The organism is Nocardiopsis exhalans (genome assembly GCF_024134545.1).
GTDB classification, from domain to species: Bacteria; Actinomycetota; Actinomycetes; order Streptosporangiales; family Streptosporangiaceae; genus Nocardiopsis; species Nocardiopsis exhalans.
Map to the genome: position 1 here is coordinate 523597 of NZ_CP099837.1, position 14904 is coordinate 538500.

Below are 14904 nucleotides of genomic sequence, written 5' to 3' on the forward strand. Positions count from 1 at the left end.
CGGTCGCGAGTCCATCCGCATCCAGTGCGGAGGGCCGCCGGTGCGAGCCGCGTCTGCTACCCGTGAACCCCGTTTCCCCGCCGGGACTCTTCTTTACCGAGGTTGGAGCCGCTGTATGACCCTTGACGTCGAAGCCGTGCCCGCATCCGTTCGGCCCGAGCCGACCAGCGGCGGTGGCGCCCCCGCCGCCATCGACCGGATCGAGCGCGTCGTAACCGAGGCCTGCGCGCGGCTCACCGGTGTTTCGGCGGACAAGGTCCTCACCGAGGCGCGGCGGGGCTTCTACCCCGGGATCTCCGACTCCGAGGTCGAGCTGGCCCTGGTCATGGCCGCCCGCAGCTTCGTCGAGATCGACCCGAACTACTCCTACGTGGCCGCCCGCCTGCTGCTGGACAAGCTCCGCACCGAGGCCCTGAGCTTCGTCGGCGGCGAGGCCGAGACCGCCACCCAGTCCGACATGGACGAGCGCTACGCCAGCTACCTGGGCGCCTACGTCGGCCGCGGCATCACCCTGGGCCAGCTGGACCCGGCGCTGGCCCAGTTCGACCTGGAGCGCCTGGGCAAGGCCCTGCACGCCGACCGCGACGAGCAGTTCACCTTCCTCGGTCTCCAGACCCTGTACGACCGCTACTTCCTGCACAGCGACGACGTCCGCTACGAGCTCCCGCAGGCGTTCTTCATGCGCGTCGCGATGGGCCTGGCGCTCAACGAGGACGACCGCGAGGCCCGCGCCATCGAGTTCTACGAGCTGCTGAGCTCGTTCGACTTCATGGCCTCCACCCCCACCCTGTTCAACTCGGGCACGGTCCGCGCGCAGCTGTCGTCCTGCTTCCTGACCACGGTCGGCGACGACCTGCACGACATCTTCCACGGCATCAGCAACAACGCCATGCTGTCCAAGTACTCGGGCGGTCTGGGCAACGACTGGACCCCGGTCCGCGGCCTGGGCTCGCACATCAAGGGCACCAACGGCAAGAGCCAGGGCGTCGTCCCGTTCCTGAAGATCGCCAACGACACCGCCGTGGCGGTCAACCAGGGCGGCAAGCGCAAGGGCGCGGTCTGCGCCTACCTGGAGACCTGGCACATCGACATCGAGGAATTCCTCGACCTGCGCAAGAACACCGGTGACGAGCGCCGCCGCACCCACGACATGAACACCGCGAACTGGGTTCCGGACCTGTTCATGCAGCGTGTGGAGCAGGGCGGCAGCTGGACCCTGTTCTCCCCGGACGAGGTCCCCGACCTGCACGACAAGTACGGCAGGGACTTCGTCGAGGCCTACGAGAAGTACGAGGCCGACGCCGAGGCCGGCCGCATCAAGGTCTCCAAGAAGATGCCCGCCGTGGACCTGTGGCGCCGCATGCTCACCATGCTGTTCGAGACCGGCCACCCGTGGATCACCTTCAAGGACCCGTCCAACCTGCGCTCGCCGCAGCAGCACAACGGTGTGGTGCACTCCTCCAACCTGTGCACCGAGATCACGCTGAACACCAGCAAGGACGAGGTCGCGGTCTGCAACCTCGGCTCGGTGAACCTGCCCCAGCACGTGGGCCCGAACGGCATCGACGTCGAGCGCCTGCGCCGCACCGTCCGTACCGCCGTGCGCATGCTGGACAACGTCATCGACGTGAACTTCTACACGATCCCCGAGGCGCGCCGCGCGAACATGCGCCACCGCCCGGTCGGTCTGGGCCTCATGGGCTTCCAGGACGCGCTGTTCAAGATCCGCACCCCGTTCGCCTCCGAGGGCGCGGTGACCTTCGCGGACGAGAGCATGGAGCTGATCAGCTACTACGCCATCGAGGCGTCCATGGAGCTGGCCGGCGAGCGCGGTTCGTACGAGAGCTTCGACGGCTCGCTGTGGAGCCGGGGCATCCTGCCCATCGACTCGCTGCGCCTGCTGGCCGAGTCCCGCGGCGGCGACCTGGACATGGACCGCGGCGAGACCCTGGACTGGGACTCCCTGCGTGAGCGCGTCAAGAGCAACGGGATGCGCAACTCCAACGTCATGGCGATCGCGCCCACCGCGACCATCGCCAACATCACCGGCGTCAGCCAGTCGATCGAGCCGGTCTACCGGAACCTGTTCGTGAAGTCGAACATGTCCGGCGACTTCACCGTGGTCAACGACTACCTGGTCCGCGACCTCAAGGAGCGCGGTCTCTGGGACGACGACATGGTGTCCGCGCTGAAGATGCACGACGGCAGCCTCGGCGACATCGACCGCGTCCCGGACGACCTCAAGGCCCTGTACGCCACCGCGTTCGAGGTCGACCCCGACTGGCTGGTGGACGCCGGTTCGCGCCGCCAGAAGTGGATCGACCAGGCCCAGTCGCTGAACCTGTACATGGGTGCCCCCAGCGGCAGGAAGCTGGACGCCCTGTACCGCCGCGCCTGGCGCTCCGGTCTCAAGACCACCTACTACCTGCGTTCGCAGAGCGCCACCCACGTGGAGAAGAGCACGCTCAAGGGCACGGACGGCCGCCTCAACGCGGTGTCGTCCGGTCCGGCGGCCGCAGCCGCTCCCGTGGCCGCCCCGGTGCCCGCCGCCCCGGCCCCGGTGGCCGAGCCCGTGACGCCCGAGGACGAGTTCGAGATCGTCGACGGACAGGCGTGCGGCATCGAGGACCCCGAGTGCGAGGCCTGCCAGTAACGAGGACCCCCGGGGCGCCCGCCACAGCGGGCGGGCGCCCCGCCTCCTCGCCCTCCCTCCGCTCCCACAGACGACCCCGGCCCGGCCGGAGAACGGAAAAGTACCGAGCATGACCGCGGTTTCCGAGAACAGCGCCGCAGCCACCAGTGGCCTCGGCGAGATCGAGCGCGACGCCGAGCGCGTGAACGTCGACGACAAGTCGATGATCAACGCCCGCGCCGACGTCAACCAGCTGCTGCCCCTCAAGTACACGTGGGCGTGGGAGAAGTACCTGTCCGGGTGCAACAACCACTGGATGCCCACCGAGGTGGCCATGCAGGCCGACATCGCGCTGTGGAAGTCCAAGGACGGGCTGACCGAGGACGAGCGCCTCATGCTCAAGCGCAACCTGGGGTTCTTCGCCACCGCGGAGTCCCTGGTCGCCAACAACATCGTCCTGGCCGTGTACCGCCAGCTGACCAACCCGGAGTGCCGCCAGTACCTGCTGCGCCAGGCCTTCGAGGAGGCGGTGCACACGCACACCTTCCAGTACATCTGCGAGAGCCTCGGCCTGGACGAGGGCGAGCTCTTCAACATGTACCGCGAGGTCCCCTCGATCACCGCCAAGGACGCCTGGGCGCTCAAGTACACCCAGAACCTGGAGAACCCGGAGTTCCGCACCGGCACGCCCGAGGCCGACCAGGCCTTCCTGCGTGACCTGGTCGCGTTCTACGTGATCTTCGAGGGCATGTGGTTCTACACCGGCTTCGCGCAGATCCTGTCGCTGGGCCGCCGCAACAAGATGGTCGGTATCGCCGAGCAGTACCAGTACATCCTGCGCGACGAGTCGATCCACCTGAACTTCGGCATCGACGTGATCAACCAGATCAAGATCGAGAACCCGCACCTGTGGACCGAGGAGTTCCAGGCCGAGGTGCGGCAGATGCTCACCGACGCCTGCGAGCTCGAGGTCGCCTACGGCCGCGAGACCATGCCGCGCGGTGTGCTGGGCCTCAACTCCGAGCTGTGCGAGAAGTACATGCACTTCATCACCGACCGCCGCGCCGAGCAGATCGGCCTGGCGCCGATCTTCGGCGAGACGGAGAACCCGTTCCCGTGGATGTCGGAGATGATGGACCTCCAGAAGGAGAAGAACTTCTTCGAGACCCGAGTGATCGAGTACCAGACGGGTGGCGGCCTGGACTGGGACTAGGTCCTCTCCCGGGAGAGACCGAGTTTCTCCCCTCAAACGGCCCGGGGCGGGCGCGCGCCCCGGGCCGTTCGCATGCCCGGGGACCGATACCCGTGGCTGCTTCCGCGAGCCTGAGCACGGGCACTCAGGTTCCTGGCCGGTTCCGGTAGGGCTCTGGCCGGAGCAGGCCAGAACCGGAACGAACCCGCGTGAGCCGCGTCGGAACCGGGTGCGACCAGGACGTTCCTGGCGCGGAAGGGAAAGACGTGGAGCATCACTTCGGCGACGGACGGCACGAGGCGCTGCGCAAGTCGGTACGGGAGTTCGCGGAGCGGGAGGTGGCTCCCCGGGTTCCGGAGATGGAGCGCTCGCGCAGTGTTGATCACGAGCTCTCGCGGTTGATCGCGGAGCAGGGGTGGATCGGGGCCACCGTCGGGCAGGAGCACGGCGGGATGGGGCTGGGACACCTGGCCAAGACGATCATCATCGAGGAGATCTCGCGGGTCAGCGGTGCCATGGGCGCGATGGTGCAGGCCTCGCAGCTGGGGGTCGCCAAGATCGTGCACTTCGGGGACGAGGCGCAGCGCCGGACCTGGCTGCCCGAGGTCGCGGCCGGGCGCTGCCTGCCCACCATCGCGGTGACCGAGTACGGCTCCGGCGGGCACGTCCTGGGCATGACCACCAGTGCGGTGCGTGACGGCGACGACTACGTCCTGAACGGGCAGAAGGTCTTCGTGGGCAACAGCCACGTGGGCGACCTGCACGGCGTGGTCGTCCGGACGGGGACCGGTTCGCGGGGGCTGTCCGCCTTCCTGGTGGAGTCCGACCGGCCCGGGTTCTCCCTGGGCGAGCACCAGGGCACCATGGGCCTGCACGGGTTCAGCTTCGGCGAGCTGCTCTTCGAGGACTGCCGGGTGCCCGCCGCGAACATGCTCGGCGCGGAGGGCGACGGGCTGTCGGTGGCCTACTCGTCGAGCGTCCTGTACGGGCGCGCCAACCTCGCCGCGGTGGCTCTGGGCATCCACCGGGCCCTGGTGGAGGAGACCAGCGCCTACGCCTCGGAGGTGTTCCGCTACGGCAAACCGCTGGCCGAGGTGCCGTCGGTGAAGCTGAAGCTGGGGCAGATGCAGTCCCGGCTGATGATGGCGACGCTGTCGCTCTACCACGCGGTCTCGCTGCTGGACCAGGGGCGGCCCTGCGACCACGAGCTGATCAACGCCAAGCTGGTGAACGTGGAGTACGCCCTGGACACCGCCCGGAACGCGATGGAGGTGCACGCGGCCCAGGGGCTGTACACGCACCGCCCGATCGAGCGGTACCTGCGGGACGCGCACCACATCTTCGCTCCGGCTGGCACGTCGGACGTCCAGCTGCTGCGGCTGGGCGAGGCGGCCCTGGGCGTGGACCGGGGTCAGTGGTCCGACCGCCTCTCCGAGCGCATCACCGAACACCTAGCGGTGCCGGTCGGTTAGGCCCCGTTCCGGGTTTGGGTCCCCCTCCTGTAGATGATCTTGCTACCAGAAGCGAAATCGGCGCCGAACTTGCTCCTGGTAGCAAGATCACCGGGGGTGAGGGGGTTTCGGAAGCAACGGGCACTCCAGGTGTTGGGTTGGGGACACCACGCCGCTGGCCAGCCGGATCCCCGAGGACCAGCCCCAGTTGATCACTCTCCGCCGCCACTGCTCTGTCAAAGAACCCACCTTTGTGAATGCCGTCAAACGGGCACGAAAGCGGAGTCACGTGCCTCTTCGAAATGCGCCCGCCTCCAGTCGGCGGTCTTTTCCGGCCGCCAAGGAAAACGATCAAGTAAATTCGTGAGCCGTGCCCGGTCGAGGCATCGCCCTGTGGGGCTGGAGTGCGCTAGCGTTCCCCCTGTGCTTCGCGCCGCGTCGTGCGCGGGCGCCTCCGCGTCTCGTGTATTTGGGCTCTGACCTGCCATGTCATCGCTGTGTCCAGTGCGGTCGGGGCCCCGATTCGGTGTGCTTGAAGTAGCCCGAAGTCAACGTTGACAGATCAGGACAAGAACATGACCGAAATGCGCGCGGGGGAATCTCAGGCCTTCTTCGGCCGGTGGCGCAAGTCGCAGTACTCCTATGACATCGGGGCCTGCTGTGAGGTTCTCAACCTGAAGTCAGGGGAGTCGTTCTTCCGTGACTCGGTGCATCCCGAGGACGCCCGGCTGGGCTTCGACAACCGCGAGTGGAGCACCTTTCTCGCGGTTTCCAAGGGATCGTTCTGAGGCTCCCTCACAGGGGCGCGACGGGGAACACGTCGCAGTCCTGACGGGTGAACGAGGACATGGACACCGTCCCGGGGTGCTCGCCGCCGAAGCGTTCGGCGAATTCCGCGCGTAGCCGGTCCCATTCCTCGCTCACGTCCTCACCCCCGGCATGTCGGCTGACCAGGTGGTTCCGGCGTGCTGTCAGGAGGATCGGATGGTCGGCGGGCAGCCGGTGACGGCAGTCCGCCTCCGTCATGGCCTCCAGGTCCCCCGCCTCGCGGAACCGGCCCAGGCGGTGCAGGTCGGTGGCCACGTTGAGCGCGGCGGGCAGGGTGCTGAACGACCCCGGACCGTAGATCCGCAGCAGTCGCTCCAGCCCTTCCTGGTCGCGTTCGAGCGCCTCGGTGTGGCGCCCCGCGGCCCGTAGGACGATGCCCATGCTGAGCCGGGCCGCGGCCGGGAACGGGTGCTCCGCGGGGTAGCGCTCGTCCAGCGGCGGCATCAGGTCGTCCACCTCGCGCAGCGCCTCGTCCAGGGAACCCGCCCGCACCAGCGACACCATGCGGATGACCCGGCAGTACAGCACCTGCCGGACGGTCGAGGGGTGTTTGCGCCGGTACCGGACCAGAGCCCGGTTGGCCAGCTCCAGCGCCCGCTCCGGATCCCCGAGCCGCCGGTGCGCCACGGACAGGAACAGCATCCCCTGAAGCGCGTGCGGACTGTCGGGCTCAGCGGCGGTCTCGAACCGCTCCATGCACTCCGTGAGCTGTTTCCGGGCCTCGTCCAACCGGCCCAGCAGGATCAGGTTCAGGCCCAGGGACAGTCCCGTGCGCAGCGTCTGCACGTCGTCCGGCCCGAGCAGGGCGCGGCGCCCCGCCAGGGTGCTCTGGTCCATGGCCAGCGCCTCCTCGAACCGGCCCTGCTCCTGCAAGGCCTGCCCGTAGTCGTGCGCCGCCTCCAAGGTGCGCCGGTCGGCGGCGGAGTGCCGTTCGCGCCGCTGCTCCAGGATGTCGCGGAACAGCTGCCCGGCCTCCTGGAACCGGGCCAGGCCGCTCAGTGAGATGGCGACCGCCCGGAGCGCCTCCAGGGTCTCGTCGCTGTCGGGTCCGGCCCGCTCGACCTGTTCGGCGTGGATGCTCCTGGCTTCCTCCAGCGCGGTGACGTACTCACCGTGGATACGCCGGATCTTGTTGCGCCGCAGCCGGGCGTGCAGGAGCATGCTCGGGTCGTCGAGCCAGACGTTGACGGCCTGCCCGAGCAGGCTGGTCGCGTCCGAGTAGTTGCCGACCTCGGTGAGGAAGTCGACCACGTTGAGCACCATGGCGCGCACCCGCGGGTCCCGGCTGGTCCAGGCGTGCGAGGCCTTCACGTGCGTGTACAGGGACAGGTAGGCGGCGCGGTGGGCCGGGTCGGTGGGTCCCTCCGGGGCGTTGTCCGCCAGGACCAGGTGGGCCAGGTTCCGGTGGTGCACCCGCTCCGCCATGGTGAGCGAGTCGCGCACCACGGACTGGAACAGCTCGTGCAGCTGGAAGGCGTCGTTCCGGTCGTCGAAGAAGGCCAGGTCGTGCCGGCGCATGTACTCCAGGGCCCGGTCGAGCACGGCGCCGTCGGTCCGGTGGAAGAGGCCCCGGGAGAGCGGAAGGGGCGCGAAGAAAGCGCAGAGCCGGACGAGCTCCAGGGCCACCCGCCCGGTCTCCCGCTCCCGCTCGTCGGCCCCCTCCAGCATGTGCTCGGCCTGGATGCTCCAGGCCACCCGCAGCGGGGCGGTGTGGTCGTCCTCCGCCCCCATCTGCCAGAGCATCGCGTCGTAGCGCTCCTCGAACAGATCGAGGAAGTCGCCGGTCGGCATGGCGGACTCCCGCAGGAACGCGCCGACCTGGCTGAGCGCCAGGGGCAGGTGTTCGAGCAGCTCGGCGAGGCGCTCGCCGTCACCCGGGGGCTCCAGCCGCTCGGGGCAGATCCGGCGCAGCAGGGACAGGCTCTCGGCGGTGGTCAGCCGGGGGACCACCTGTCCGTCGAAGCGCTGCCCGCCCTGCCCCCGGGGCAGCCAGCGGTGGTGCCGGGAGGTGACGATGATGTGCCCGCCGCTGTGCGGGAAGTACTCGCTGGCCAGGGCCTGCGCGTCCACGACGTCGTCGAACACCAGCAGCCAGGATCCGAGGTCGGCGCGTTCGGAGAGCTCCCTTCGCACGGACTGCACGGTGCGGGGGACGTGCTCGTAGGAGACCGGCAGCCCGAGGTGCTCGGCCAGGCGCAGGTAGGCGCGGTGCGTCTCGATGTCGGTGGCGGCGGGGATCCACCAGATGAGGTCGTACTCACGCGCGTGGCGGTACGCGTACTCGGCGGCGATGCGGCTCTTGCCGACACCGTTGCCGCCGCTGATCAGGAAGCGCGCGCCGGGACGGGAGCCGAGGAAGTCGTGGATCCGCTCCAGGGCGGCCTCGCGTCCGGTGAAGTGCGGGTCGGCGCGGGGAACCCCGCCGGTGACCGGAAGGAGCTCGTGCTCCCCCCGTCGGGGGCGGCCGGGTCCGGTCGTCATCGGTCCACCAGCTTTCTCGTGCGGCGGTGAGGTCGGGCCCGGGGCCGTGGGCCCTGACGTCAAGACCGTTCACCTGGTGCTCTCGGACGGTGACGGAGCGGCGGAGGAAGGGAGGCGGGGCGCGAACGGCCCTGGGGAGCGATGGGGAACCCTTCCTGGTCAGGGCAGGGCCCGCTTTCCAGGCTAGGTTCTGCCTCGGCGCCGTGTCGATAGCCCGTGATCGGTCTTTTCCGGGCGAGGGTGCCGAACACGCCCTAAGCTGGCCCCGTGGTCCCAACCTGTGATCCCGCGGCCGAGGCTGTCTTCCGCCCGGTCCAGGCCGGTAACGCCCTGGAGGTCACCGTCGAGCGGCTGATGTCCGCCATCAGACTCGGCGTCGTCCCGGCGGGCGCCCGTTTCCCCGCCGAACGCGACCTGGCCGCCCGTCTGGGCGTCAGCCGCATCACCCTGCGCGAGGCGATCCGCCTCCTCCAGCGCCAGGGGTACGTCGAGTCCCGGCGCGGCCGCAGCGGCGGCACGTTCGTCGCGGAACTGCCGCCCAGGCCCACCCCGGAGGAGGCGCGCCGCGAGCTCAGCGAGACCGGCACCGCCCTGGAGGACCTCCTCGCCTTCCGGCGCGGACTGGAGACGGGCGCCGTGGTCCGGCTGGCCGAGACCGGACTCACCGGAGCCCAGGGCGACCTCCTGGACCGGCGCGCGGGCGTGGCGTCCGAGGCCGGGGCCGCCGACTACCGGCGCTGCGACACCGTCTTCCACATCACCCTGGCCCAGCTGACCGGTTCCACGCGGATGGCCGCCGCGCTCACGGACGTGCGGATGCGGATCAACCAGCTCATGGACGTGGTGCCGCTGTCCGAGGCTGGGCTGGCGGCCAGCGACGGCGAGCACCGCCGGATCGTCCGCGCCGTGCGCGAACGCGATCCGGAGGCGGCGCGGCGGGCGCTGGGCGAACATCTGGATGGTGCGGAGCGGCGGCTGCGGGAACTGCTCGGCTGATCCCTCCGGGCGCCCGCGGGGTGACAGCGCCGGAGCAATTCCGGGCGGCTCCGTCCCGGACCATCGGCGTCTCGTCCTGCGAAACACATCCGATCACGGGACGTAACGTATGTCCGATCAGACAAGCGGGCCCTCGCGGTGATGGCCTATCGGCCAATAGTGCCTGGTCAAGAACTCGGCCGGGTCTCAAAAGGGTGTTTTTCCGCGCACAGGGCATTGTGATCCGGATTGCGGGGAGTGATGATCGGCCTCCTCTGGACAAACTGCGCGTAAGGCTCAGATCACGCGCTTCGAAAGAAAGGAGGGGACTGGTGAACAACTCCATGCTCGCGTCAGTCGCAACGTTCGGCGTGTACCTCGTCGTCATGGTGGCCATCGGACTGTGGGTCTACCGGCGGACCGTCTCGCAGTCCGACTTCGTGCTCGGCGGACGGCAGCTCAACAGCTGGGTGGCCGGACTGAGCGCGAACGCCAGCGACTTCAGCGGTTGGCTGCTCCTGGGCCTGCCGGGCGCCATCTACGTCTCCGGCCTCGGTGAGGCCTGGATCGCGGTCGGGTTGGCGGCGGGGTTCGCCGGCAGCTGGATCCTCATCGCCCCGCGTCTTCGGGTCTACACCGAGAGGGTCACCGACTCCCGCTCCGGAGGCGAGTCCGATTCGCTGACGCTCTCCTCGTTCCTGGAGAACCGCTTCGAGGACCGGTCCCGTTCCCTGCGCGCTGTCTCGGCCGTCCTCATCATCGTCTTCTACTTCTTCTACGTCGCGTCCGGCCTCGTGGCCATGGCGGCCCTCTTCGACCAGGTCTTCGGTCTGGACCCGGCCCCCGCCATCGCGATCGGCGTCAGCATCGTCGTGCTCTACACGGTGCTCGGCGGGTTCCTGGCCGTCTCCTACACGGACGTGATCCAGGCCGTCATGATGTGGGCCGCCCTGTTGGTGGTCCCGGTGCTGGCCATCACCGCCATGGGCGGGCTCGGCGGTCTCGCGGAAGGGGTCACGGACAAGGGCGACGGCCTCCTGTCCGCCATGGGGGGCATGTCCCTGGACGGCGACGCCGGTGCCTGGGTCAGCACCGAGACCCTGGGCTGGGTCGTCATCGTCTCCGGCCTGGCATGGGGCTTCGGCTACTTCGGCCAGCCGCACATCCTGGCCCGCTTCATGGGCATCCGCTCGGTGACGGACATCCCCAAGGCCGGGTTCGTCAGTGTGGCCTGGGCGGTCTCCGCGATGGCCCTGGCGGTCCTGGTCGGCTTCATCGGCATCGCCTACTTCGACACCCCGCTCGACTCCCCGGAACAGGTCTTCCCGCGCCTGATCGAGGCCCTGACGCACCCGTTGGTCGCCGGTCTCCTCCTGGCCGCCATCCTGGCCGCGGTGATGAGCACGGCCGACTCCCAGCTCCTGGTGGCCGCGTCGGCGCTCACCGAGGACGGCTACAAGGCCTTCGTCGACAAGGACGCCGCGCCCCGGTCGCTGCTCTGGATCAGCCGCGGCACGGTGGTCGCCGTCGCCGTGATCGCCGCCTGCGTGGCGCTGTGGGGCAACCAGTCCGTCATGGATCTGGTCGGTTACGCCTGGGCGGGCTTCGGTGCGGGCTTCGGGCCTGTCCTGCTGCTGGCGCTGTTCTGGAAGCGGATGACCTGGGTCGGTGCGCTCGCCGGCATGATCGCCGGTGGCGCCACCGCGATCATCTGGGACATCGTCGACAGCGCCTACCTGGGCATCGGCCTGTACGCGATGCTCCCGGCCATCCTGCTGAGCTTCGTCGCGATCTTCGCCCTCAACGGGATGGGTCGGGTCAGCCCGCAGATGGCGGATGACTTCGACAAGGTCGTCCGTGAGATCGAGGAGGCCAAGCAGGCTTCCTGACTCCGCCGGACAGGGTCCGCGGCTCACCAGGGGCGAGCCGCGGACCCTGTGGTGAACGGCCTGCCGTGCCCGTGTCGTGTTCGGCACGGGCACGCTCGCGCCCTGGCGTCCCCGGTGCTCGTAGCGGTAGAACGGTGACATGTCGTCACTGACGGAACACCCCGCCGCCTGGACCCGCATCGACGTCCCCGAGGGGTTGGGGCTCGGCGCGCTCCTGCCCGAACCGGACGGCCACCGGCTGGAGGCGGGGGAGACCGTGGTGGAGGGGGAGGAGCGCTTCTTCACGCGTTTCACGGTCCGTACGGACCTGGCCTGGACGACCCGGGAGGTCCGCGCCGAGGTGCTCTCCGCCTCCGGTCTGGAATCGGTCACCCTCCGGGCGCAGGACGGCCACTGGGCCGACGCCCACGGCAACCCCCTCGCCGAACTGGTGGGCTGCCTGGACGTGGACGTCGCGGCCACCCCCCTCACCAACACCCTCCCGATCCGGCGGTTGGGCCTGCGGCCCGGGGAGCACCGGGACATCGCGGTCGCGTGGATCGACATCCCCTCCCTGCGCATCCGCCGCGTCCGCCAGCGCTACACCCGCCACCCGGCCGAGGCCGGCCTGGAGCTGTACACCTACCGGGACCCCCTGCACGGCGAGTACCGGCTGTCCGTGGACGGCGACGGCCTGGTGGTGGACTACGAGCGGTTCGCCCGAAGACTGCGCTCGGAGCCCTGATCCCTGAACCGGGAGCCGCTGTGCCCGGAGGCCGGAGTCCTGTTCCCTCCCCGGCACAGGTCATAATCGGGGGGCACACGCACCACACGCAGGGAGCGCACGTGACCGAGACCGAGCTGAGCCAGGAACGCCGCGAGATCATCCGCGACCTCGAAGTCCCCGAGCACTTCGACGCCGCGGCCGAGATCGAGCGCCGCGTGGCCTTCCTCGCCGAGAGACTCACCACGACCGGCGCCCGCGCGCTGGTCCTGGGGATCAGCGGTGGCGTGGACTCGCTCACCGCCGGTCGCCTGTGCCGCCTGGCCGTCGACCGGGCCTGCGAGAGCGGGCACGAGGCCGAGTACGTGGCCATGCGCCTGCCCTACGGGGTTCAGAAGGACGAGAAGGACGCCGCCCGGGCCGTGGAGTTCGGCGCTCCGGACCGCTGCCTGACCGTGGACGTGCGTCCGGCCACCGACGCCATGGCGGCCTCCCTCGGCGAGGGCGGCATGACCTACGAGGACGCCGCCGCCGAGGACTTCGTGGTCGGCAACATCAAGGCCCGGCAGCGGATGATCGCCCAGTACGCGGTCGCGGGCGGACTGGGCGGCCTGGTGGTCGGTACCGACCACGCCGCCGAGGCGGTCACGGGGTTCTTCACCAAGTACGGCGACGGCGGGGCGGACCTGGTGCCCCTGACCGGCCTGACCAAGCGCCGGGTGCGCGCGGTCGCCGCCGAGCTCGGTGCCCCGGAGGACCTGGTGCACAAGGTGCCCACGGCCGACCTGGAGACGCTCACCCCGCAAAAGCCCGACGAGGACGCGCTGGGTCTGACCTACGAGCAGATCGACGACTTCCTGGAGGGCCTGCCCGTCTCCGACCATGTGACGCGCACCCTCGTCGACCGCTACCGTGTCACCGCTCACAAGCGCGCACTGCCCACCGCGCCCTGATCGGCGCACTCCGATCACCGCGTGCTGACCCCGCCGCGTCGGCCCAGGCCACTGCCGGGGCGGCGGGAACCCCCGCACCACAGGCGAACCAGGGGACCCGGTAGTGCAGGCACCACCTTCCAGGGGTGGGCAGGCCGCCGGGACGAGAGGGTACCCAGCGCCCTCGCGACCGCTTGACCCCGCGCCTAGGGTCGTTAACAGCGACGCGTCACCACTCGGGACCCGTGCCGGTGAACGCCCGTGAACAGGGCAGACGCCGGGAAACGTGTCGAAACCCCCCATGGGTCAGCACAGCCCGGTCACCGAGGCCTGAGCACCGCCGTGTGCCCGGCCGCCTCCCAGAGACCGGGAAGACCAAGGAGCGACAACTCTATGACCCTGACCGTCGAGCCCACCGGCGGGGACCGACCGCCGACCACGGCCCTCGTCAAGGCTCCGGTACGCGCCGTGCCGAAACCGGTGGTCGGTCGTGACCGCTTCCTCGACGCCCTGCGTTTGTTCGTCATGGTCCTGGTGGTCGTCCAGCACTGGTGGCTGCCGGTGCTGACCGTGCAGCCCGAGGGCGAGCTCGCGGCGACCAGCGTCCTGAGCACCCCGGGCGGGTTCGCGCTCACCTGGGTCTCCCAGGTCATGCCACTGATCTTCTTCGTGGGCGGCGCCGCCAACCTGATCAGCTGGCGCTCGGCCTCGGCCCGGGGTGAGAAGGCCTCGGTCTGGTGGGCCAAGCGGCTGCGGAGACTGGCCTGGCCGGTGGTCCCGCTCGCCGTGGTGTGGATCCTCGCCTCCCACATCGCGGTCCTGGGCGGCACCCCGGTGCAGCCCGTCCTGATCGGTGCGGGCGCCGCGGGCATGGTGCTGTGGTTCCTGGCCGCCTACGTGCTGGTGGTCGTGGCGACGCCGGTGCTGGTGGCCGCCCAGGAGAGGTTCGGCTGGTGGGTTCCGGCCGCGCTGCTCACCGGTGCCGCCCTCGTCGACCTGAGCCGGTACGGGTTCGGGGTGGACGCGTTCGGCTTCCTGAACGTGGCGTTCGTCTGGTTGGCCGTGCACCAGCTCGGTTTCCACTACGCGACCGGCACGATCCGCCGGGCCCACACGGGGTGGATGATCGCGGTCGGCGCCGCGGTCGCGGTGGTCCTGGTCTACGCGGGCCCCTACTCGCTGAACATGACCGGCGTGTTCGCCGCCGAGACCTCGAACGTGGCCCCGCCGACCCTGGTGCTGGCGGCGCTGGGCGCGGTCCAGGTGGGTATCGCGGTGCTGCTGCGGGACCGGATCGCCGCGTGGTCGGACCGGCCCGGACCGGCGCGCATGCTGGACCGGGTCTCCCCGCAGCTGATGACCGTGTACCTGTGGCACATGCTGCCGATCACCATCGTCGCCGGGGTCGTGGTGTACGGCCTGGGGATCGACACGCCCGACCCGATGACCGGGCTGTGGCTGCTGTGGGGCGTGCTCGGTGTGGCGGTCCTGCTGCCGCTGCTGCTGCCGCTGGCCCACTGGGCGGTGCGGTTCGAGAACCCGCCGAAGGTTCTGCGGGGCGACCCGGGCCCGATCCGGGTGCTGGCCGCCGCGGCGCTGATCGGCGGAGGCCTGCTGGCCCTGACGGTGGCCGGTCTGGGCTTCGGTCTGGCCCCGGTGCTGGGCCTGGTGGCCGTGGTGTCGGGCCTGCTGCTGACCGCGGCCCCGCGGCTCCGCCCCGAGCGTGTGGACGGCTCCGCCGGAGGGTCGGCCGAAGGGTCAAGCTGGGTGCACCTGTTGTCTAGTTTCGTGGCTCGGATCGGCGGCCGGAGCGCATAGCTC

At 69.9% G+C, this 14904-nt stretch carries 10 protein-coding genes; 9 read left to right on the top strand and 1 reads right to left on the bottom strand.

The window, feature by feature from the left end:
- Positions 1-115 precede the first annotated feature (115 nt).
- The 4 genes from NE857_RS02320 to NE857_RS02335 all read left to right on the top strand — a co-directional run bounded on the left by NE857_RS02320 (position 116) and on the right by NE857_RS02335 (position 6063).
- Positions 116-2653: a ribonucleoside-diphosphate reductase subunit alpha gene (locus tag NE857_RS02320; protein ID WP_254419579.1), complete on the top strand. Its 2538-nt coding sequence runs from the start codon at positions 116-118 to the stop codon at positions 2651-2653.
- 109 nt (positions 2654-2762) lie between these two features.
- On the top strand, positions 2763-3845 hold the full coding sequence (locus NE857_RS02325; RefSeq protein ID WP_017579175.1) for a ribonucleotide-diphosphate reductase subunit beta: 1083 nt from the start codon (positions 2763-2765) through the stop codon (positions 3843-3845).
- 245 nt (positions 3846-4090) lie between these two features.
- On the top strand, positions 4091-5296 hold the full coding sequence (locus NE857_RS02330; protein WP_254419580.1) for an acyl-CoA dehydrogenase family protein: 1206 nt from the start codon (positions 4091-4093) through the stop codon (positions 5294-5296).
- A 554-nt stretch (positions 5297-5850) separates the two neighbouring features.
- On the top strand, positions 5851-6063 hold the full coding sequence (locus NE857_RS02335; protein ID WP_184366789.1) for a DUF397 domain-containing protein: 213 nt from the start codon (positions 5851-5853) through the stop codon (positions 6061-6063).
- Positions 6064-6070: 7 nt separating this feature from the next.
- On the opposite strand, the gene fxsT is transcribed toward NE857_RS02335, so the two are convergent.
- On the bottom strand, positions 6071-8584 hold the full coding sequence (fxsT, locus tag NE857_RS02340) for an FxSxx-COOH system tetratricopeptide repeat protein (protein WP_254419581.1): 2514 nt from the start codon (positions 8582-8584) through the stop codon (positions 6071-6073).
- 267 nt (positions 8585-8851) lie between these two features.
- Here fxsT and NE857_RS02345 point away from each other — a divergent pair, with 267 nt between their 5' ends.
- The 5 genes from NE857_RS02345 (at position 8852) to NE857_RS02365 (ending at position 14901) form a co-directional block, all read left to right on the top strand.
- Positions 8852-9580, top strand: coding sequence for a FadR/GntR family transcriptional regulator (locus NE857_RS02345; RefSeq protein ID WP_184366787.1), 729 nt, complete (start codon positions 8852-8854; stop codon positions 9578-9580).
- Between the two features lie 323 nt (positions 9581-9903).
- Positions 9904-11448: a sodium/proline symporter PutP gene (gene putP / locus NE857_RS02350; RefSeq protein WP_254421841.1), complete on the top strand. Its 1545-nt coding sequence runs from the start codon at positions 9904-9906 to the stop codon at positions 11446-11448.
- 139 nt (positions 11449-11587) lie between these two features.
- Positions 11588-12172 carry a putative glycolipid-binding domain-containing protein gene (locus NE857_RS02355; RefSeq protein WP_184366786.1) on the top strand — a complete coding sequence of 195 codons (585 nt, stop codon included), beginning with the start codon at positions 11588-11590 and terminating at the stop codon, positions 12170-12172.
- 101 nt (positions 12173-12273) lie between these two features.
- The gene (gene nadE / locus NE857_RS02360) at positions 12274-13104 is read left to right on the top strand and encodes an NAD(+) synthase (protein WP_184366785.1); all 831 of its coding nucleotides are present in this window, start codon (positions 12274-12276) and stop codon (positions 13102-13104) included.
- A 372-nt stretch (positions 13105-13476) separates the two neighbouring features.
- Positions 13477-14901 carry an acyltransferase family protein gene (locus NE857_RS02365; protein WP_184366784.1) on the top strand — a complete coding sequence of 475 codons (1425 nt, stop codon included), beginning with the start codon at positions 13477-13479 and terminating at the stop codon, positions 14899-14901.
- Positions 14902-14904: the final 3 nt, after the last annotated feature.